General features: G+C 38.4%; 10 protein-coding genes and 1 pseudogene. 8 read left to right on the top strand and 3 right to left on the bottom strand.

Going from position 1 to position 24259, the window contains the following annotated elements; genetic code table 11:
* Positions 1-11: 11 nt before the first annotated feature.
* Positions 12-1038: pseudogene (locus tag ACRD64_RS07200) on the bottom strand (IS1595 family transposase).
* 268 nt (positions 1039-1306) lie between these two features.
* Positions 1307-3949 carry a beta-glucosidase H gene (locus ACRD64_RS07205; RefSeq protein WP_430932600.1) on the bottom strand — a complete coding sequence of 881 codons (2643 nt, stop codon included), beginning with the start codon at positions 3947-3949 and terminating at the stop codon, positions 1307-1309.
* Between the two features lie 110 nt (positions 3950-4059).
* Here ACRD64_RS07205 and ACRD64_RS07210 point away from each other — a divergent pair, with 110 nt between their 5' ends.
* From ACRD64_RS07210 to ACRD64_RS07245, 8 genes are all read left to right on the top strand, one after another.
* Positions 4060-4476, top strand: a complete 417-nt coding sequence (locus tag ACRD64_RS07210) for a hypothetical protein (protein ID WP_430932601.1) — start codon at positions 4060-4062, stop codon at positions 4474-4476.
* A 243-nt stretch (positions 4477-4719) separates the two neighbouring features.
* Positions 4720-6432: a GH39 family glycosyl hydrolase gene (locus tag ACRD64_RS07215; RefSeq protein WP_430932602.1), complete on the top strand. Its 1713-nt coding sequence runs from the start codon at positions 4720-4722 to the stop codon at positions 6430-6432.
* Between the two features lie 13 nt (positions 6433-6445).
* The gene (locus tag ACRD64_RS07220) at positions 6446-9931 is read left to right on the top strand and encodes a glycosyl hydrolase (RefSeq protein WP_430932603.1); all 3486 of its coding nucleotides are present in this window, start codon (positions 6446-6448) and stop codon (positions 9929-9931) included.
* Positions 9932-9958: 27 nt separating this feature from the next.
* Complete coding sequence (locus tag ACRD64_RS07225) at positions 9959-12340, top strand: alpha-L-rhamnosidase C-terminal domain-containing protein (protein ID WP_430932604.1); 2382 nt, start codon at positions 9959-9961, stop codon at positions 12338-12340.
* Positions 12341-12416: 76 nt separating this feature from the next.
* Positions 12417-13814 (top strand): sulfatase, encoded by a 1398-nt coding sequence (locus tag ACRD64_RS07230; protein WP_430932605.1) that lies wholly within the window; start codon positions 12417-12419, stop codon positions 13812-13814.
* 42 nt (positions 13815-13856) lie between these two features.
* The gene (locus ACRD64_RS07235) at positions 13857-15476 is read left to right on the top strand and encodes a sulfatase (protein WP_430932607.1); all 1620 of its coding nucleotides are present in this window, start codon (positions 13857-13859) and stop codon (positions 15474-15476) included.
* 45 nt (positions 15477-15521) lie between these two features.
* On the top strand, positions 15522-16961 hold the full coding sequence (locus tag ACRD64_RS07240; protein ID WP_430932608.1) for a sulfatase family protein: 1440 nt from the start codon (positions 15522-15524) through the stop codon (positions 16959-16961).
* Positions 16962-16991: 30 nt separating this feature from the next.
* On the top strand, positions 16992-19961 hold the full coding sequence (locus ACRD64_RS07245; RefSeq protein WP_430932609.1) for a sugar-binding domain-containing protein: 2970 nt from the start codon (positions 16992-16994) through the stop codon (positions 19959-19961).
* Between the two features lie 134 nt (positions 19962-20095).
* Here the strand turns inward: ACRD64_RS07245 and ACRD64_RS07250 are convergent, their stop codons facing one another.
* Positions 20096-24154 carry a hybrid sensor histidine kinase/response regulator transcription factor gene (locus ACRD64_RS07250; RefSeq protein ID WP_430932610.1) on the bottom strand — a complete coding sequence of 1353 codons (4059 nt, stop codon included), beginning with the start codon at positions 24152-24154 and terminating at the stop codon, positions 20096-20098.
* Between the last annotated feature and the right edge of the window lie 105 nt (positions 24155-24259).

The following is a 24259-nucleotide window of genomic DNA, read 5'->3' on the forward strand; positions in this document are numbered from 1 at the left end:
AAGGCTGTAGTTTAATTATGCGTTGCATTATCTATTAATTGTTGATAGGTTTGATTTATTTTCATAAACCGTTCCTTCGCAGCAATATCCTCCAGGGACATTGTCACAAAGTCCTTCATGAACTCCTTCGACCTTTTTAGCCTTTCTTTCGTTTTAAACCAATTGACATACATCTGTAAATATTTTGTCGAAACACCACAAAATTGATACTCTATCCACTTTTTCAATCTGCTATCAATGGAGTTTACGTGCTGTACGTGATAGACCTTTTGCTTTACATGCTGCTTCAGGTTTGCTCTTATTGCGTGGTGTTCTATGTTATTATCAATGGCAAATCCCTTATAGCTAACATGACTGTTGGTACAAAATTGTATCATCAGAGATTTTATGGCCAATGGCATTTGCGATATCAACCTTTTTTATCCTTCCTAGCCGGGCCACTGTCATGTCTATTTCAGAGTTCCTGTCTGCCGTAACAATAACTGCCACCTGTTCGTTGCTTATCCCTCTTTTCTTGGCGGCACCCCCTCGCTTTCTTGGTTTGCGCCCTTCTGGCTTTCTCCCCTTTGATGATTCAAGAAAGAAGGTGTCGTCACTTTCTGTAATACCGGCAAAGGTTCCTGAACCAGTTTTTGCCAAACTTGACAAGATTTTGTGACGCCAATCGAAAGCAGTCTTTTTATTAATGCCCATTCTTTTCTTTATCTTATCAAGGCTTAGTTCTTGCTCCATCAATTCTAGATACTCTGAAACAAGTTCTTTTTTGTGTATGCCAGACAACCAAGTGCCAGTATATTCAGTAAATGTCCGCTTACACGCATTGCAATAATAACGCTGGCTACCCTTGTCCTTACCATGTTTGCGATACTTTTTGCTAGAGCAATGGGGACAACTACTGATTTTATCATCTAATTTCTGTCTGCTGTTTTCTAACACTGGAATATGCAAATCTGACTCCTCTTCGATTTCCTGCAAGAGAGTCTTGCGCTCTTCAACAGTAAGTTTCAGTAGAGCTTCTTTTATCTTATCTGTATCCATGACATTTTTTTTAAAGATACAAAATAAAACGCTATTTTAAACTATAGCCAAGTTGTAATTTAACCCGCAACCTAACAATAAAATACCCTTAAACAATTCATCCGGTGAAAATGCCGGGAAGCCCTATATCATCGGATGATATTTAGGATTGATTTAGGGCTCCTTTAGTGAACCTTATTTTTAAGCAATTAGTTGTTTACATTTTAAGAATTGTAATTTACTACCTATTAACCACAAGCTATCGGTACAAACTAAACTTTAAAAAAAACTATAAATTCACTGCTACAGTTTCTCTGATATTTCTGGATGAACTACCTAATTGAATCTCAAATTCACCTGCTTCTAAAGTCCATTCTCTTTTTTCAGGATGCCAGAATGAGAAATCAGCTGTGTTTAACACAAAGCTTAAGGTATGTTTTTCACCTGATTTTAACTGTATACTTTTAAACTTTTTTAATTCTCTTACTGGTCGTGGTACAGAGCATTCCATATCGGCCACATATACTTGAACCACTTCGATACCTTCTCTGTTACCAGTGTTTTCAATTTCTATTTGAACCTTTACACTTTCTCCATTTTTAACTACAGTTGGTTTACTATAGTTAAATGTGGAGTAACTTAATCCATGACCAAATGGAATTAATGGCTCAATTTCATATTTGTCGTACCATCTGTAACCTACAAAAATTCCTTCGTTATGATCTATCGTATCATTTTTATTCGCTATTTGTCTTGCTGGGAAGGCAGGGGAATCTTCATATTTTTTAGGAAAGGTTATTGGCATTCGACCGCCAAAATCAGCATCACCTGCTAATAGGCTGGCTAATGCATTGCCATTTTCTATACCGGCATAAAACGGCAATATTAAGGCCGATGCTTGATCAAACCATGAAGTCATCTCCATAGGTGTTCCACCATAAACTATTACGGCAGTATTTTTATTTACCTCCAGCACCTTGCTGATGAGTGAATTTTGATAATCGGGTAAGCCCATCGATAACCTGTCTAATCCTTCCGACTCAGTATTGTGATCTAAACCAGCTAACACAACTACCATATCAGCTTCTTTAGCTACTTCTACAGAGTTATTCAGAATAGCGTTTAATTTGTCTTCTGCATCAGGCTTTATCCAAAATAATTGAATCGACCCATCACCTCTTTTCTTTGAAAACTGAAGTTCTATCTGATACTCTTTTCCGGCTTCCAGATGAATGTTTGTTTCGCGTTGTCGTTGAATACGGTGTTTATTAGATGCTAATTTACCATTTATAAACAGACGAACAATTTGCGTCCCTTTTATTCTAAATACATGATTACCCGTTTGTGTTGGCCTTAAAACACCATTCCAGCTTGCTTTCCACCCATCGGGAGCTAGTTTATTACGGTAGGGAGAGGCCATCTCCCAGTTAAAATCAATTTTTTTATCGGTAACACTAAAGCTCACGTTTTCATTGGTATCAGGTGATTTACCCGAATAAGTGGCTCTAAAACCCTGTACCTTCTCGCCATCTTTATTCAGATGGTATACTTCGGGAGTACCAACCGGCTGATACAGCTTGGAGATGTCAAAAGGAACGTGAGTTATTTTGTTACCAAACTTGGCTTCCAGTCCCTCCAGTGGTGAAACATCATACATTACTCCAGCTACACCTGAACTGCCACCGCTTTCTTGCGAGAATTTTTTGGTTGCCATAGGGCCAATTACTGCAATTTGCTTAAGTTCTGACTTTATAGGCAATACATTATCTTCATTTTTTACCAAAACCATACTGGCTAAGGCCACATCGTAGGCCAATTTGTGGTGAGCCTTATAATCTACAGCTTGTTTATTTGGTTTCGGACTTCCTTTAATTCGCCCGGCAAAATATACGGAACGTAAAAGTCTCCTCACCTTATCATCTAAGGCAAGCAGGTCAATATTTCCATTCTCCCACTCCTTAGTCAGTTTTTCAATAGCCCATGGACCTTTAGGTTTACCAGGCATAGATAAATCTAAACCGGCATTAAAAGCGGGTAGGGTAGATTGCACTCCATTCCAGTCGGTATATAAAAATCCTGGCCAATTCCACTCTCTTTTTAAGACATCAATAATATGTGGATTTCCCGAAGCATGAGGGCCATTAACGCGATTGGCGCCAGTCATTATACTTAATACGCCAGCCTCACAAGCAGCCTTAAAACCAGGAAAATATATTTCGTGCAAACTTCTTTCATCAATAACTGCATTTAGTTGTCCTCGGTTTTGCTCCTTATTATTACCCACAAAATGCTTAGCACTGGTAATGGCTCCTGCTCTTTGACCACCATGAACAAAAGCCACTGTCATCTGTGCATTTAAACAAGGATCTTCAGTGAAATATTCGAAGTTTCTACCACATAAGGGGTCGCGGATAATATTCATTGAAGGGGCTTCCAGTACATGAAAGTTTCGCGCCATTAATTCTTTGGCGATGGCTCCACCTGTTTGTTCGATGAGTTCAGGACGAAAACTGGCTGCCTGAGCGACTCCGGTAGGAAATAAGGTGCTTCTTCCACTCATTTGAAATCCACGCGGTCCATTGTAAAATATAGCCGGCTTAATGCCTAAACGATCTACTGCTGCCGATCCTCTTGTAGGAGGTGCTTTGCGTTCAATATCTCCCTGAACCATTTTTAACTTTTCAGGAATAGTCATCAGCTTTATTATGCTATCTACAAATAGCTCCATTTTCTCGGTAAAATATTCATTATACACTTTGGTGTTATGATAAACAGGAATCTGTGGTGCAGGAATAGCAGCAACTCTTTTATGTAAACTTTCTGTTTGCTGTTTTACACTTTGAGGTGTTCGATTGGGTTGATTACATGAACTCAACACAAACAAAGAACAAATAATAAAATTCAGGACATTTCGCTTTTTGGTAATTAGCATGATAATATTTAAATATTTAAAATTTTAAAACTTGAACAAATAAAGGGTATAGCCTAAAAATTATTTCTCAAAAACACTTCAAAATATCTTCTTTTTGTTCCAAAATGATAATGAACCAAGATTTGTTGGTATCGCTTAATTATATTCTGATAGCCGGCATTGTTTCTAGTGTAAAAGGATTCAGATGCGTAACATTGGATCCATCTCTTTGTGATCTGGATTTTATAGTGGGAAAAATGCCTTACAGAGATAGAAAAATTTCCTTTGAGTTAAAGAGAAAAGGAAAGAATAGCATTAAAGGAAAAGTAATTTTACCTAAAATAACACATGCTACTTTCTGTTACGAAGGAATACAGGTAGAACTTAAAAAGGAAGAGAAAAGTATTAACGTTAAACCCGCAATATGCCTTAGAAATTCTATTACACATAGAAATTACTTTAAAACAAGGCACTTCGTTGCATCACTTCAAATCACCAGAACGATGCTCCCGAAAGTAATCGGAACAAGTTATGCCTCGTTTCAGTAATGCCTTGTTTTATTGTACTTGCAATGCTCATGACGAACCTCCAATACATAATCCAGGTTAAATAAATTTGAGTGCTACGATAGGTTTTTAGTATGAACATATGTTCCATTTTGCGAGATTAGTTCGTCTGTGGAGAAATTATTCATGAAGTTGATAGATTCTTTCAATTTATTTTGCCTTTCAAGGTCTACATTGCTTTTTTAAGTTGGTTTTCAAACCTATTAATCAATCAAATTTAAAAGTATGGAAAATGTACAGAAGGACTTGTTGCCGGGGAAAAGGATTACAATACTTCCTACAAATAATTGCTCAAGACAAATATTCAGGGTTCTGCCTGTAATCGTTTTTTTATCCATGTTTTTATCATGTTCTAAAGATTCAGGTGATGATAATTTTAAATTGCCGGAAACACCGGATACGAGCGACAAGGAACAAATTGATCCGAACAAAATTGTAAACATTAATACAGAAAGTGTAGTTGGAGAAATGTATAACTTTTGGTCAACCCGGCCAATGGTTAATCAAACTCGCTTTACGAGCTCCAACTTTACTGGTGGCTTAGAGTCCATCAAGACCTATGTAAAAAGTTACAACCTGGTAAGGGTGTTGGGTGGCAGAACGGATGGCTTAAACAATTTTTACAAAGGAGTTGATACCAATGGTAATATCATTACTGATTTTAGTGGTTTAATATCCAGTATGCAGGGTTTTATGCAAACAGGGTTTAAGCCTAGAATTGTATTAGATAATGTGCCATGGGAAATGAATGCTGTGAGGGAAGAAAATAAGTATGGTAATACCAATCCTCCCGATGATTACATCGTTTGGAGACAATACATCAATGCCTTTTTAAATGTGTTAATCGACGAATTTACATATGATGAAGTTAAAACCTGGCGTTTTAGAGTGGCAACAGAGCCAAATTATGTACCGGAACATTGGAATGGAACCAAGGAAGAGTTTTTTAAACATTACGATATTACAGTTGATGAGGTGTTGAAAGTGATTCCTGATGCGATAATTGGTCCGGGAAACCTGCTTACTGAAGGTGCAGCTGAATGGCGTACAGAGATTATTGACCACTGTGCCAACGGAACAAACTACGCTACTGGAGAAATAGGTACACGAATGAGCTTTTTCTGCCTTTCTTATTATGAGAAGATTGACCAGAATACCATAAATTTTCCCGAAACAGTGGAACCTTACAGAACTAAACTGAATAGTTACGCTCAGTTTGCAGATATTCCTTTCGATATTCAGGAGTTTGGAATACTCAGAGATGAATATGGAAATAGAGGACTTAGCCTAAGTGATGCAACAGAATTGGGTGCAAGTTGGTATGCAACCATTGCCGATATGGCTTATAAGTATAAAATAACGGAGATCTATGATTGGGGACAGGAATCTACGGATGCTTTAGCCACCGGACGAAGAAACGTTACATCCATGTTTTTAAAGATGGTAAATGGGAATAGGCTCGCAGCTACACATAATATGAGTGGGCATGTGGGTACCATACCTGCTATTAAAGACGGGAAAATTTATTTATTGATTTATAATCACAATACCACCAGAACCAGTACAGCAAAAAAATCTATTTATCCAAAAATAGAAGGCACGCAGATAGGCAGCACAACCCACTGGGAAATGAATGAGTGGACGGTAGATAAGGATCACGGTATATTTATGCACGAGCTTTATAAGGATGTAAAAGTTGCAGGGGTATCTAATAAAACGGGTAGTAGTGCCCGTATTTATGGAAACCGGCCTGATGATTATTTCAACACTGGTTGGGAAGACATATTTAATGCTAATAAATCAAAGTATACTGAATTGGCAAAACTACCACAAACCATTAACGATTCTATTGTGGGAAAAGCTGAGGATGGGAGTCTTACCCTTAAAGTAGATTTAGGTCCGCATAGTGTTAAACTTATAGAGTTAATACCGCAGTAAAAAAGTATCTAAAATGAAACAGGTTTTTTCAATAGGCCACCTACTTTTGTTGACTCTTATTGTTGTATTTCAGACAACAAAAGCCGATGGGTTTCTTAAGGATGGGTTTAAAAATCCACCTGCATCGGCCAAATCGTGTACCTGGTGGCACTGGATAAATGGCAATGTAACTCGTGAAGGAATCACTGCCGATCTGGAAGCTATGAAAGAGGTTGGCATACAGGAAGCGCAAATTTTTAACGTAAGTTTGGGAGAGCCCAAAGGTTCCGCGGCATATTTAAGTGATGCGTGGTTGGAGCTTTTAAAATTTGCATCCACCGAGGCACAGCGCTTAGGACTTGAGCTTACCTTTCATAATGGACCAGGGTGGTCATCTAGCGGTGGACCCTGGATTACTCCCAAATATGCCATGCAGAAGTTGGTTTATAGCGAACTGATAGTTAGCGGTGGCAGAAAAATTGAAGTACAACTGCCTAAACCCAAGGTCATATTAAACTATTACAAAGATATTGCAGTACTGGCTTTCCCAAATCCCCTGAGCAATGAGCGTATAAAAGATCTGGACATAAAAATTCTTGAAGGAAAGATTCGGAATCATTTATCTCCCAATGACAATAAGATCCCAGTTACAGCAATTGTACGTAAATCCGATATCGTTGACTTAACTTCAAAGCTTGATGAAGATGGAAAACTTCATTGGCAAGCTCCTGAAGGAGAATGGGTCGTACTACGTGTAGGGCATACAGCTATAGGTACAAAAAACCGCTTTGCTTCGTATGGTGGTAAGGGCTTGGAATGCGACAAAATGAGCAGTAAGGCAGTTGATGTTTTTTGGAGGGGAGGCATCAGCCCTATCATTGAAAAATTAGATACGCTCATTGGTACAGTTGTTAAGGGTTGCTTAATAGATAGTTACGAAGTAGGAACAAGCAATTGGACTGCAGGGTTTGAGGAGGAGTTTAAACGACTTCGATCGTATGACTGCTTTTCTTATTTGCCAACTTTAGCGGGTTACTATGTTGAAAGTTTAGAGGTTAGCGAACGCTTTCTGTGGGATTTCAGAAGGACGATAGGTGATTTGATATCCGAAAATTATTACGGTCACTTCAGCGATTTGTGTCACAAAAACAACTTGCGGTTTTTTGTAGAACCCTATTGGGGGCCTTTCGATAACATGCAGGTGGGAGCAACAGGAGATATGGTAATGTGTGAGTTTTGGAGTGGTAACCTGGCTTTTTTCGATTCACCAAAGTTTGTGGCTTCCATTGCCAAACTCAATGGAAATTCGATTGTTGGTTCCGAAGCTTTTACCGGGATGGGAGGCTGGCAGCAGCACCCGGCTATGTTAAAGTCCATTGGCGATTTGGCATGGGCACAGGGCATCAATCGTTTTATTTTTCATAGTTATGTGCATCAACCCTGGCATGTGCCTCCGGGTTTAACACTGGGGCCATTTGGTATCGACTTTAACCGGCATAACACATGGTGGAATCAAGGGAAAGCATTTTTGGATTACATTGCTCGCTCTCAGTTCCTTCTTCAACAAGGTTCGACTGTTGCCGATGTGTTGGTTTTTACCGGAGAAGCTTCGCCCAATAATGCTTTGCTATTTCCTGAGATTAAGGCCATGGGCTATGATTATGATTTAATTGGTTCAAATAAGTTGGGCACTTTATCTGTAAAAGATGGATTGATTTATACCACAAACGGGGATAAATATCAAATACTGGTATTTCCAGAAAGTGAATGGCTAACTCCCGTGACATTAAAAATAATTGAAAAATTGGTAAAAGCAGGAGGTATTATATTGGGTGCAAAGCCTCAAAAGTCACCAAGTCTAAAAAGCTATCCAAAGTGCGACCAGCAGGTTGCAGAATTGGCTAATCGCCTTTGGGGTGCTACACTTATAAAAAATGAATCCATCATTGATAAGCTTAAAAACGGAAAACTTCCCCCGGATTTTAAAGTGGAGAATGGTAAGGGCAAAGGCATTGCTTTTATACACCGAAAAGCCCTAAATGCCGATATTTATTTTGTAGCCAACTCAATTAAAGAGCGACGTAAAGTAAACTGCAAATTCAGAATAAGCGGATTACAACCGGAGCTGTGGAATGCGGAGACCGGCGAAGTTACAAAGGCCGTTGTTTGGAAAGATAATGGAGATGGCACAACTAGTGTTCCCATTAAGCTTGAGGCAGAGGAAGCTGTTTTTGTCATTTTTAGGGAACCAGCATTTAAAAAGGAACACATCGTAGAATCCCATGTTCAACTCCATAAAACCAAAGTTATTCCGCTACCTGATTTAAAAATAATCAAAGCAGAATACGGAACGTTTTTACCTCAAGGATTAGTGGATGTTACAGAGGTATTGCAGAAAAAGGTAAAAAAGGATAAACTAATAATTGAAGCAAATCGCTCGCTGTGCAATGGTGACCCGGCACCCGGTTACCATAAAGAACTTAGAGTAGAATATTGTTTAGACGGCAAAACCTACCATGTAGAAGTCATGGAAAAAGAAATGCTGAAAATAGAAGCCGAAGGTCAATTAGAAATTAAAAAAGCCATTTTCGGGAAGTTTGCAGGGGGCGTATATGGTTTACCTGCGGATGTCCATTCGATTGATATTACGGAGTCTGTTTCTACAATAGTAAAATCTGGTAAAGTGGATATTTATGTGGATGAAAATTTACTAAATGGTAAAACTATTGAAAACGAAAATAATCAACTGCATATTACTTACTCAAGCCATGGCCAGGTATTTGAAAAATATGTAGAACAAGGCAGAACACTGAAACTATCGCAGGAAAGTCCAAAATCAACCATTTCATATATTAAAGCTACTAAAAGCTGGGTTACACCAACTGCTGGAAAAATGAGCTATAAAACCACTTCCGGGAAATCAAAAAGCGTTAATGTAAAGTCGGTTCCCGATGTCTTGGAGTTAACAGGATCCTGGAATGTTTATATCCCATCTAAGAAAGATGGACCAATAAATACAACTTTTTCCGAACTAAAATCATGGTCCTTATATGAAGATAATAGGATTCGACACTTCTCTGGCACCACAAGTTATCGAAAGGAGTTTATGCTCAGCAAAGAGCTTCTTAATTCCAAAACTTCGTTGGAACTCGACCTAGGCAGTGTACAAATAATTGCCGAAGTGCTTGTGAATGGTAAAAATCTGGGAATTCTTTGGAAATCGCCTTTTAGAATTAATTTGGATGGGTATGTACATGAAGGAGTTAATAGTCTGGAAGTTAAAGTAACCAATCGTTGGACTAACCGATTAATTGGTGATGAGCAGAATCCTTCCGACATAAAACGCCAAGGTCCCAAAGTAAAACAATGGCCTGAGTGGCTTCAAAATCCTGAACAGCGTTTAACGGCGCGATTAACTTTTGCCGCTTTTAAACATTGGAACAAGGACGATGAATTACAATCTTCTGGTTTGTTAGGTCCGGTGGTTATTAGACCCTATCGAATTAAAAAAGTAAAATAGAAAGCCAGCAAGTTAGATAATCATATAATGAGAAACATATTTAAGAAAAACTCTATAGTTGTACTGATAATTTTTATGCTTTTACCCTTTGCGAAGTTATCTGGTGCAGCCAGTACTAAAGATTGGGGCAAGGCCCAATGGATTTGGCAGGAAGAAGCTGGACCGGCCAATACATGGGTCGCTTTTAGAAAGACGGTAAGTCTTGATGAAGTACCATCTGAGGCCATCACACATCTATCGGTAGATACCAAATATTGGTTGTGGATAAACGGTGAGATGGTTTTATTCGAAGGTGGGCTTTGCCGTGGTGCCGGTCCTAATACCATTTATTACGATCCTGTTGATTTTGGACCTTACTTGAAAGAAGGGGAAAATACGGTGGCTATTTTAGTGTGGTACTGGGGGCGTACACGCAAGCCCCACGATGATAGTGGACAGGGAGGCTTATATGTAGAAGCTGATTGGACTTCTGACCTGAACAGCAATGCCTCGTGGAAAATGAAAGTGCATTCTGCTTATGACCCGAAAGGTGGAGGTGGCGGAAATTCTGCAAACCGCGTCAATGCTTACAATGTGAAGTATGATGCCCGAAAAGCAATGGGGGATTGGACTGAAAATGCATGGTACACATCCGAATTTGATGATAATAACTGGGATGTGCCGACCGAAAAAGGGACAGCAAATAGTCTACCTTGGGGTGCTATGGTGGAGCGTTGCATCCCTCAATGGAATGACCGTGGACTGGTCGACTATCAGGCATTAAGTATACAAGCTGGGGAAGAAAAAATAGCTGTAAAGTTACCTTTTAAGAATAATACAGATACAAGCGTTGTAATTAGTGCCAAACTTTCCTTTAATCAACAAATAACGCCGTATTTGAAAGTGAGAAGCTCCGGCGGGAAAACAATTGTAATGGATACCGATAATGGATTTAATCTGTTACAATCAATCTATACAACTAAAGATGGTGTGCAAGCTTTTGAAGGTTATACCTGGTTTAATGGTCACTATGTTGAATATGCCATACCATCAGGAGTAGAGGTTCAGGAACTGAAATATCGCTGGACGGGTGTGGGTGATATGCCAGGTACTTTTGTGTGTAGTGATGACTTTTATACCCGCTTGTGGTGGATGGCGCGTAATACCCTGTATGTTTGTGCTCGCGATAACTATATGGATTGCCCCGACCGTGAGCGAGGATTGTGGATTGGTGATGTGGCCGATCAGACTGGTGCGGTGTTTTATACCCTTGATGAACCGGGACGTTTGTTGTTGAAAAAAGGTATTGACAATACGATAGCTTACCGTAATGGTGATACTATTCAGGGCTTAGCACCTGGTTTTGGAGCCTATCGTGGTAAGAGCAGTGAGCTGACGGGACAAAGTCTACAATATATCGATCAGGGGATATGGCAGTATTACTATAATTCAGGCGACACAGCTACCTTAGAAAATGCTTACCCCGCGGTTTTAAATTACCTAAAGCTTTGGGAAATGAAAACCGATGGTTTGCCTAAGCATCGAAAGGGCTATGCTAACTGGGTTGATTGGGGCGTAGATCCCGATCCAACCCCAACTAATGTTGTATTGTATTATATGGCGCTTAAAGCAGCCCAAAAAATGGCAGCAGCATTAAATAAAAATAAGGATATGGCGTGGTATGATAGCCGCATTAATAGCATTAAGAAGAATTTTGAAAAAGTATACTGGCAGGGTAAGCGTTATGGATCGAAAAATAATCAGGTAGAAGAGCGTGTCAGCTCACTTGCTATAATTAGTGGTTTGGCAGATAAGAGGCATTACGATCTATTGGTAGATAGTGTGCTGCTTCCGATACAAAAAGCGAGTCCACATATGGAATGGTTAGCGGAAGAGGCTATTATGCTTACAGGGCAATACGATAAAGGTTTGCTTCGAATGAAGCAACGCTATGCATCACAGGCTAATCAAGAAGATTTGAGCACTTTATATGAAAAATATTACCCAAAACTTCGAGGAACCTACAACCATGCATGGAATGCCCCCAACTATGTGTTGTCGCGCTACATTGCCGGGATTAAAGCTACAGATGTGGCTTGGTCGGAATTTGAAGTAAAACCTAATATGGCACATCTTTCACATATAAAACAAATTGTGCCTTGCGTTAAAGGTGACATTTTGTTAGAAGTAAATAAAACTAAAAGCACTTATACGTTAGAACTAACTTCTCCAGAGCATACTACCGCTACTGTTTTTATCCCTAAAAATGGAAAAGAAATTTCAGAAGTGGTTTTAAATGATCAAATAATCTGGAAAAAAGGAAAGTTAAAAAATAATGTGAGCGATCTGAAATTCGATCAATCTGATGAGGACTATGTCAGTTTTAAAGTAGCAGGAGGTCATTGGAATTTTAGAGCTTTAAATAAGTAAATTGACCATAAGTAATCGCTTAAAAAGCTGTTACTTTTGCGCGATGTATAGTTTGAGAACCTTAATTAATAAATAAATGAATAACAGGAATTTAAAAGTGGTTTTAACTGTTTTGTTAGTATCTGCAACATATTTTATGCATGGAGTTGAAGCTCAATCCGCAAAACCAAACGTATTGTTTATTGCCATCGATGATTTACGCCCCGAACTGGGCTGTTATGGGGCACCACAGGTGAAGTCGCCAAATATCGATCAATTGGCTGCAGAAGCCATTGTTTTTAACCGCGCCTATTGTAATGTCCCTGTTTGTGGAGCTTCAAGAGCCAGTTTGCTCACAGGTATTTTACCTACAAAAACACGTTTTGTTGATTATTTGGCAAAAGCCGAAGTGGATGTTCCTAATGCGCAGACTTTACCAGGGGTGTTCAAAGAGGCAGGTTATACGTGTATTTCTAATGGGAAGATATTCCATTATAATAAAGACGCTCAGGATAAAAGTTGGAGTCAAAAACCGTGGATGCCAGATGTTTCTCATAGGGCAAGCTTTGATCCCGCTTCCACTCAGGAGCTGACAAAATCGGGTAACGGTCGTGTATACGAAGCACCAGAAGTGGAAGATAGTGTATATCCTGATTATAAAATAGCCAAAAAAACCATCAGCGATTTGCAACGTTTTAAAGTATCAGGAGAGCCTTTCTTTTTAGCATGTGGGTTTTTCCGGCCTCACATGCCTTTTTATGCCCCAAAAAAATACTGGGATTTGTATAAAAGAGATGCTATTGAGATAGCTCAGAACCGTTATCGTCCCGAAAATGCCCCAGATGCATTAAAAGGGAGTGGTGAATTTAGAACGTACACCTTTGGCACATATACGCCTAACACTGACGAATTTCATAAAATGATGCGTCATGGGTATTATGCTTGTGTCAGCTATGTGGATCAGTTAGTTGGTGAGGTGCTCAGTGAACTTGAAAATCTAGGTTTGGAAGAGAATACCATCGTCGTGATATGGGGAGACCACGGTTGGCATTTGGGAGAGCACGAGTTTTGGGGAAAACACAACACCTTACATAATGCCTTGCAAGTACCTTTAATCGTGAAAGTACCAGGAAAGGCTCAAGGTCAACACACTCAAGCATTGGTTGAGAGTGTTGATATCTATCCTACGCTATGTGATTTAGCAAATGTGCCTGCGCCTGATTACATCATGGGAGAAAGTTTCAAATCCATTCTTGATGATCCCAACCAGCACTTTAGGGATGCCGTTTATGCACGGTTCAAAGTAGCAGATGCCATTGTTTCTCAAGACTTTAATTATTCGTTGTATGAAAACGGAGAGGAGATGTTGTACAACCTTAAATTAGACCCTGAAGAGAACATGAATGTTGTTTCAGAAGCAACTTATGACAAGTTGCTTGAAGAAATGCGAAATGCCCTAAAAGCGAAACAAAATCAAGCTGTTAACTATAAATAGAAATGGCCGAACTGAGTTCTGAAAACGAATAAAATAATTATCATGAAAAACCCAATATTCTTATCCCTCATCCTACTAGTGTGCTTCACTACCGTAATGATGGGGCAACCGAATGTTATCCTGATTATGGCTGATGATTTAGGCTGGACCGACTTAAGTTCTCCAAACACCAGCCTGGGCAACGCCTCTAAGTATTATGAAACCCCAAATATAGATAGACTGGCGAAGCAAGGGATGTCATTTACTTACGCCTATACGCAGCAAAACTGTCAACCTACCCGAGCCGCACTCCTCACTGGACAATATGCCACAGGGCCTCAAAACGGGGTGTATAATGTGGGTAGCCTGCATCGCGCTTCCAAAGGCCTTCGTGCTTCTACAGCTATCATTCCTCACAATCAAACCAACTATTTGACAAAGGAATGTGTATCTATGTTTGAAACGGTAAAAACGGTTGGTTATCATACTGCATTTTTCGGAAAATTACATGCTATAAAAACTGGAGAGCATGCTGAAAGTTATCTGGGTGTTGACCACAATCTGGCGCTAAGAAAAGAAACCAAAGCAACCGTAAATGGGAAAAAAGTGAATAATGAGTTTTTTGCGCAAAAAGACGATACTAAAGGCTGGATGTTTAGTCATGAAGGTTTAAAACCCTATGCTCAGCCCTATGATGCCAGCTATATAAAAAATGTATTGGAACCTTTACAAAATGGTAACGATCCTTGGATATTGGAAGGAACACCAAAACACCTTACCGATGCCTTAGGAGATGCAGTAGTAGATTATATTCAGGAAAGGACACAACAAAACACGCCATTTTTTGCCTATGTTCCTTTTCACGCCGTGCATGTGAGTATACTTCCCCGTCCTGATCTGGAAGCAAAGTATAAAGCCAAAAAATCAAAAGATCCGCGTCACTTTAGGGCAGATTATGCTGCATTTGTTGAACTGCTAGATCAAAATGTAGGTCGCATCTTAAATGCACTTGATGATCCGAATGGAGATGGAGATATCTCCGATGGAATTGCTGACAATACCTTAGTCGTTTTCTATTCAGATAATGGTGGGTTCATGGGACCTACTGATAATACCCCATTACGTTTAAGAAAAGGGACTTATTTTGAAGGTGGAGTTCGCGTTCCGTTGATTTTCAGATATCCGGGTACTATAGCCCCCAATTCTGTTAATACAACTCAAGAGGTTCATGCTATTGATCTTTATCCTACATTGGCTGATATGGTGGGAGCCGAACTTCCGGACCCTGGTGTACATGACATAGATGGAAAATCGGTGGCGAGTATTTTAAAAGGTGAAATGGAAGTAATTGAAAATAAAACGGAGCTTTATTGGCATTTTCCGGGCTATATGGATGTGCGGAATTGGCCTCAATCCGTTATTCATTATAGACATTCTAATAATCAACATTATAAACTTTTTTATAGTTATGAGGATGGATCATATGAGTTATATAACCTCAGTAATGATATTGGTGAAACGACCAATCTATTGGCAGGAAATCCAGACCAAACGACCTTTGATTTAGCCCTGAAAATGAATAATAAGCTTAGAGAATGGCTCATGAATAGGAGTGCACCTACAGGTACATGGAGAAATTCAGGGGAACCGGTGGCTTATCCCCCATTGAATATGGGAAATTAGTTCAATACAATCCAAGTAAATGCTATCAAATAATAATAAAGAACAATGAAACATATTACATATCAAAACAGGTTCAGCTGGATATTAATCTCGCTACTCATGGGCATATGCTTTGTAGGTAATGCTAAGAAAGTAGCAAAACCTAATATTATTTTTTACCTGGCCGATGATCAGGACATATACGATTATGGATGTTATGGTAATGATTATATAAAGACACCTGCCGTTGACCGATTGGCTGGTGAAGGTATGGTGTTCGAAAACGCCTTTACGGCACAGTCCATTTGCGCACCCAGTCGTTCGCAGCTTTATACCGGCAATTATCCTTTAAAGAATGGTTGTTTTATCAATCATTTTAGAACGAAGCCCGATATAAAATCAGTTACGACTTATTTGGGGGACTTGGGCTATGAAGTGATCCTTGCTGGGAAAAGTCACGTGCAACCGGCATCGGTGTACAATTGGGATTTGGAATGGCATTCAGTCGAAGGTCGTGGACCACGTAAAGATATTCCATTGGATAGTATTCAGGCTTATTTTAAAAACAGCAAGAAGCCATTTTGTATGTTCATCACCTCGTACTATCCGCATGCCGAATATTTTGATGAGCCAAGTAAACCAGCAGATAGCATTCAGTTCTATCCCTTTAATGAGGATAAGAAAACAGACCCTGCAGTATTAAAGAGAATAAGTGGTTATTACCGTAGTGTGGAAGAAGATAATATTCATTTAGCGCAGGTGCTTCAATATGTGGATGAGGAGTTAGATGACAATACCTTGTTTATTTATAGTGCTGATCATGGGGTGTCCGGGAAATTTACCGTTTACGACCGTGGATTGAATGTGCCCTTTGTTGCCCGCTGGCCAAAAGTGATAAAAGCCGGTTCTCGTACCAGTGCTTTAATTCACTATACCGATGTGGTGCCTACCTTTATAGAAATGGCAGGAGGAAAGGCTATCCGAGATGTTGACGGAAAAAGTTTTTTACCTGTTTTAAAAGATGAAAGTGCTGAAATTCACGAGTATGTTTATGGTGTACAAACCAATCAAGGTATTTTGGCAGCTTCCGTATTTCCTGCGCGTATGATCCGTAGTAAAAAATATAAATACATCCGCAATTTTAATTCTGTTGAAGTACTCGACCAGAATTTTGGGGATAATACATATGTCAATGCCTTTTTGAGCATTGGGGCAAATAAGCATAAGAACATGCCTTATGAGGAGTTGTACGATATTGAAAAAGATCCTTTTGAGCAAAATAATCTGGCTCAAAATGCATCCTACGATGCTATTAAACAAAAGCTGGTTGTTGAATTAAAGAGATGGATGAAAGAACAAGGTGATATTTTAACAGGAGAACCGGGGTATATGCCACTAATCTGGACACAAAAATTCCTTTTGGATCACCCAAGAAGTAACTTAAGCGTACCCGATAGTCTTGTAAATACCCTTAAAAAGGAAGATTACCTGATATTGGATTATTAATAAGTTATAGGATTGTATAAAAATAAAAAGATGTTTAAACCTAAATTACAATTAGCCTTAATCTTATTGGGAATTGCAGTTTTAAGTGCTTGCACAACACAAATGCACGAGAATGATTTGCCTGAAGGAAAGAGGACGAAGTATAATTTTAACCCGGACTGGAAGTTTATAAAGGAAAACCCGGACAACGCCCAGCAGCTTAAGTTTGATGATGCAAACTGGACACCAGTAAGCTGTCCGCATACTTTTAACGATATCGATACCTTTGACGATTTAAGTCCCGGGCATCACAATGGCGAACACAACCAGTGGAGGGGAACTGTTTGGTATAGAAAATATTTTACCTTGCCGGAGACAGAAAAAGGTAAAAAAGTATACATCGAATTTGAAGGTGTACGTCAAATAGCGGATGTATATATTAATGGAGAGTATTTAGGGAAAAACCAAACCGGATTTATTCCTTTCGGATTTGATCTAACACCATACATTAAATTTGGCGAAGAAAATGTAATTGCCGTTAAAGCCAATAACGATAGAGGCGACCATTTTAGGGATAATTTTCCTTTGGTGTGGAATCATGAGCACTGGCACCCTACGCATGGGGGAATTTACCGTAATGTGTATTTACACACGATGGATCCGGTACACATCACTTTGCCCTTATACGATAACCTTAAAACAGTAGGTACTTATGTGTACACCGAGGATGTGAGCAAGCAACATGTTACGGTTATCGTAAAGGCAGAGGTGCAGAATGAAGATACTACGGATAAACACATTGTTTTTGAGTCATACATTGTAGATGAAGAAGGTAATGTGGTACAAAAAAGTGAAGCAAAGCAAACATTAATGGCAAATGCAAAATTTACTTTTGAGACTAAAATGGGCCTCGAAAATCCTAAGCTATGGTATACTCGTAATCCCTATATGTATAAGGTGGTTTCTGTGATTAAGGATCAAAACAATGTATTAGATACGTACAACACTCCGTTGGGAATCAGGAGCTTTGAGTTTAATAAAGATACAGGCTTTCATATTAATGGAGAACATACTAAACTTCACGGTTGGGGACAAAAACCAACCAACACCTGGGCGGGTTTAGGAGCTGCTTTACCCGATTGGTTGCGCGATTTTACTTTTCGATTAATGAATGAAGCTGGAGGAAACTTTATTCGATGGGGACATTGTGCCGGATCTCCTGCCGAGATTGCCATGGGAGATAAATATGGTTTTGTTACCTTGATGCCTGGTGTAGCAGGCGAATCGGAAGACGAAGGTGAAACCTGGGACATCCGGATAGCTGCTTTTCGCGATATGATTGTGTATTATCGTAACCACCCTTCAATAATGATTTGGGAAGGGGGTAACTGGGCCGAGTCAGCAGGGCATTATGAAGAGATTCTTGATGTGATCAATACATATGATTCCAACGGAAAACGCCTGATGGGTAACCGGCGAGCTGATAATGCAAAGTGTTCGGAGAAATATATTAGTATAGAAATAGGAACAGAAGGATGGGAAGGTGAATATCCGAACCTGCCTATCATCGAAAGTGAATATTGTCGTGATGAAGGTCCGCGAAGAGTGTGGGATGAATATTCAAGAGATGATAATTTTTTTAGTCATCCTAATTTTAAACGAAATACATACAAGTTTGCAGCAGAGAAATTTGCTGTGCGCCAGGCAGAGCATTGGTGGGAAAAGATGGGTAAAAAGCCTTACCATTGTGGAGGTGCCAACTGGATATTCTCCGATGGTCCCCATGGAGGCCGTTGTCCAACGGAGGTTACACGCGCCAGTGGAGAGGTGGATGCGGTACGTTTACCCAAAGAAGCCTTTTACGCATTAAAAGCCATGTGGCGTCCTGAGCCGCAGGTGCATATTGTGGGGCATTGGAACTATTCAGACGACACCAAAAAAACGATGTATGTTATCTCCAACTGTGCAGGAGTTAAATTGTATGTCAATGATGAATTAATTGGAATGGATACCGTACCTGATAATGGCTATGTGTATCAGTTTGATGATGTTCAGTGGAAATCCGGAGAAATAAAAGCGGAAGCTTATATCAATGGTGAATTAAAAGGAACGCAGGTAAAGAAAACGGTTGGCGAGCCTTTCGCTATCAAATTAACGTCTATTGCAGGACCAAAAGGTTGGCAAGCGGATGGTTCAGATATTGCTTTAATCGATGTTGAGGTGATTGATAAAGAAGGTCAACGCTGTGTGCTAGATAGGGGACGCATTGATTTCACCATATCCGGTCCGGCTATTTGGCGGGGAGGTTATAATAGTGGAAAAGAAAATTCAACCAATAATTTGTATTTAGATACTGAGGTAGGTATTAATAGGGTAGCAGTACGTTCGTTGTTAGAGGCCGGTAAAGTAGTTGTTACAGCCACGCGTGAGGGCTTAAAACCAGCTAGTATACAACTGATTTCTAAAGCGGTGAATGTTGAAGGTGGTTTAACCACCCAAATGCCCCAGGTTTTTGATGTCGTAGCCAAAGAAGAACCACTTCCCGTGCATACACCATTCATACCGCCTTATGTACCGGGAGTAAGCAATAAAAGTAAAATATTTACAAAATTTAGTTATACAGGTGACTCTCCGGCTATGTTACGAACCAATATATTCTGGGGAAAGAAACCGTATACCGATTTAAATTATAACTATACGCGAATTCCAACTTATTTGCATGGAGCGGAGTATGTACGTCTGCCTAATTCAGATAGCCATTATTGGGCACGTGATTTATTGCAATTTATTGCGGGAAAAGATATTACCCTTTATGTAGGGCATGATGACCGTGTGCCACGACCTGCGTTTTTAAGAGAAGAATATTTGGATACAGGTGAGGATTTTAAATTGGGTGATGTAACCATGTCGTTATTCAAACGTGAAGTAAAAGAAGGGGAAAGTGTTGTGATGGCAGGAAACTGCGACGGTGCTGCTCCTGAAAATGGCAGGATGTACGTGGTGATAGCTAAAAAGAAATAGCTGTTATTAGGCACATCATTCAATCATAGAAAAACTAAAAAACCAGAATTTCTTGGTTATAAAGAAATTCTGGTTTTTAGTATTGTATATTTTTTTTAGTCTATTGTCTCAAATCTTAAAATCTACTGTCCGGGCTATTGCTCAGTCCCTTTGTTGACTTTGATGTCATGATAAAACTCAGTAGGTGTTTTTCCATATTTTTTCTTGAATGTTCTGGCAAAATAAGAATGGGAGTTGAAACCGACATAAGTACCAATTTCTTCGAGGTTGTATTTATTTTCTTTCATCAGTTCTATTGTTTTCTTCATACGGATATCCCTAATGAATTCTGTGATACTCAGTCCAGAATCTTGTTTTACTTTTCTATGTAAGGAACTTCTGCTTATATCAAGATCCTCAGCTAATGTTCCTACACTAAACTGAGGATTAAGAAGGTTTTCCAGAACAAGTATTTCCACCTTCTCAATAAATGTATATTTCTTTTTAATCGTACTTGAAGGTCTCTCTGCCTTTCCTTCTTCTCTTATTTGATTTGATATTTCTTTTCTGGTATCCAGAAGGTTTTGAATACGAGCAAACAATAAATCTATTTCAACAGGTTTTATTAAATATGAATCGGCCCCATGTTTTATTCCTTTAATCTGATCCGATTTATCGGCCATTGCGGTTAATAAAATAATAGGAATTAGTCTTGTTTTGGAATTTTCCTTCAATTTTTTAGTCATCGACGAGCCATCTAATACAGGCATTTTTACATCAGAAACAATTAAATCAGGAATAATTTCCTGAGCAATTTCATAACCTTGTAAACCATTGGAAGCTGTTAAAACTTTATATCTTCTTTCTAAGGTTTTTTTTAAGTATTTTTTTAAATCAACGTTATCTTCAACTATAAGGATTACAATGTCTGATTGTAGCTTTTGTTGGTTACTATCCTCTTCTGAAGGTTGATAAGTTAAAAAATCTTTGGCTTCTTTTTGGATGACATGAGTGTATTCGGCGGGCACACTATCCGAATTAAATGGCAGGCTTATGGTAAAGTTGGTACCTTCACTTTTTGAGGATGTAACCGAGATGTTTCCCTTATGTAGTTGTATAAATTCTTTACAAATATGCAGGCCTAATCCTGTGGCCGAAGATTGAACACTGTCATGCATAGAAAAACGTTCAAATATTTTAGGTAATTGATCGTCGGGTATGGGGTTGCCATAATTTTTTACTTTTATTTCCAGGGTTTCCCCTTCGAAGGATTCCCCAGTATAGTACAAGTTTTCATAGTCTTTATTCGTTTTGTTCGATGATTCTATCGTTAATAGTATATTGCTTTTATCATCTGAATATTTGAAAGCATTAGAAAGCAAGTTAAAGACGATTTTCTCCATTTTATTATTGTCAATATTCATTTCCAGGCTTTCAAAACGAGAGGAGAAAATGAAATTGATATCTCTTTCAGATGCTTCAAAAGTAAAACAACTATATACGTTTTTACAGATTTCTATAATATCAATTTTATCAGGGTTATATTTAATCTTACCGGTTTCAATCAACCTAAAGTCTAAAAATTCATTGGTTAATCTTAACAGCCTGTCGGCATTTCGTTTAACCGTTATGAGATGCTCCTGGGTACTGTTATCGTATTTAAACTTTTGAATTAATAAATTGATAGGCGATAAGATTAATGTTAATGGTGTTCGTAATTCATGAGAGATATTGGTAAAGAACTTTTGTTTTTCTTTAAAAAGCTTTTCATCAGATTCATGCTTAAGGCGTTCCATCAACAATTCTTTTTCCATATTTATCCTGTAGTATGATTGTTTTGTAACTATATAACCAATAACCAGAATAAGAATAAAGTATATAACAAAGGCATACCATGTAAGCCAAAATGGAGCTTTTATGTAAATAGGTAATGACAATGGGTAGACTGACCAAATTCCATTGTTGTTTGAACCCAATATTTCCAATGTATAACGTCCGGGAGGAATTTTAGTGAATGAAATTTCGCTTTTGGTCTTCAGGTCAATCCAGTCATCCTGATAATTAACAAGTCGGTATTTAAAATTATTTTTGTAAGATTTAATAAAATTGTTGGCTACAAAACTAAACGATAGGGTGTTTGCATGCGACGGAAGTTTAAGTTCTTTGATTACGTTAATATTTTTATCTTTTAACTGTTTAATGGAACTTTCATAAAATGGTTGGTTATTGATGAAAATCTCGGATAACATCACATCCGGGGCATGTGGGTTTAGGTTAATATAATCCGGATCAATAACATTAAAGCCGTTGTATCCCCCAAAGAACAAAGTGCCCTGTTTTGAACATAGCGAAGCATTGGGGCTAAAATTCTTTCCTAAAACACCATCGTTCTCATTAAAATTAAGAATCTTTTCAGTTCGGGGATTGTACATCTGAATACCTAAATTTGAGGCTATCCATATATTCCCGGTTCGGTCGGATATAATACTAAAAACTTCATATAACTCATCGTTCCATTTTTTTGGAAGTTTTTTAAAAGTGTTGGTAAGGGTGTCTAAGATTAAAATACCCTTATTGTTTGTACCTGCCCAAATCTCACCCTGGTCTGTTTCACAAAGAGAATGAATTACATTTCTAAAACTTTCATCATCTTCTCCCAGATTTTTAATAGCATCACTATCTGTTTTTTTTACACATATCCCTTGAATAGTTGCAAACCAAACGTTGCCTTTATGGTCCGTTAATGCGGATTTTATATTGTTTGTTAATAAGCCGGAGTCATCGGTAGGGATTCTCTTAAAGTTATTCACTGCCTTGTTTTGGGGATTATAAAACGTGGCGCCTTGTCCGTTCGAGCAAATCCATATGCCATCATTAAACGGTTCAATTTTGTGTATAATGGGTGCTTTGCTGGCAAATACTTTTTCATCTTTCTTAAAGTTTTTTTCGTTTGGATTTTTGTACCATAAACCACTATTAAAAGTACCCAGCCATATTCTACCCTTTTTATCAATAGCCAATGACTTAATGTTGATTAGTTCTCCATGATTGTTATATAGTTTGATGGAATTTACGGTTTCTGTTTTTGAATCATAAGTTTTTAATCCGTCGTTTTCACTGCCCAAATAAATAATTCCTGATTGGTCTTCAATAATAGAGGAAATGATATTCCGCGTTATATCACTGTGGTAGGGAATTTTTTTAATGTGTCTGAAGGAATAGTTGTACTCACTATAATGTGCTAAACCTCCTGCCCATGTAGCCACCCACATACCATTGTTTTTATCCTTTAATAAATCTAAAATACTGTTGTGGGGCAGATTGTTAAACTCGTTTTCTACAACATAATGGTTCTGTTTTTCGTTGAGAATATGAATTCCCTTATATGTGGCCACCCAAATATCGCCGTTGTCCCTAGATTCAATTTTTCGAATATTGTTATTGGATAGATTAAATGGAGCAGGTTGACTTTCACTGTAATGTTGTATAAAACTTCCATCTACACCCACCTTATCTATTCCTTGATTAGTGTATCCTATCCATATATCATGATTGTTGATACAGATGGAACTAATTGGAGATTTCCTAAACGATTTCCACTGGTCGATACTTTTCAGAGTAGAATCTGTTTTAAAAATATGGCCGCCACCCAAACCAATCCATATGTTTCCGTTATCGTCTTTTGTAAAAGTCCTGCACTGAACATCTTTTTGTTCGTCGTAAAAAAAGTGGATGCTTAATTGTTTATTAAACTTGTTATACTTATAGAAACGGTGATTGATAATGCATAAGTAAACAGAGTCGTTGGCTTGTAATATATTGTTTACATAATGATTTTTGCCCCTAACAACGGAAGGGTTTAATTTGATTCGTGTAAAATCATTAGTCTCGCGATTAAATGTGCACAAGCCATTATCTGTACATATCCACAAGTGATTATTATTATCCAGATAAACTTTTTGAATATTATTGTCAGGTAAGGTGTTTGTGTTACCTTCTATTGACCTGTAATGATAAAACTTATGGGAATTGTAATTGTAAAGCCCATTGCTCGAACCAAACCAAATTAAACTATTCTGATCCTCCGCAATGGAGGTAATACCATCAAAGGCAAAACCTGACTCGGGCGACTTCTTTTCAAAGTAATAGGTTTGGGCAGATAGGAATAGGTTTGCAAAAACAAAAAACAAAGCAATCAAAAGAGACTTATACATATTAACTCAAATTAACAATTGACACAAAATTAATAATTATTCACTGTAATTATCAGAAACCACTCTTGTTTAATCATATAATGTTTGTTGCAATATGAAACATTT

This window comes from Saccharicrinis sp. 156, assembly GCF_050589685.1.
In the GTDB taxonomy this organism is placed as follows: Bacteria; Bacteroidota; Bacteroidia; order Bacteroidales; family Marinilabiliaceae; genus Saccharicrinis.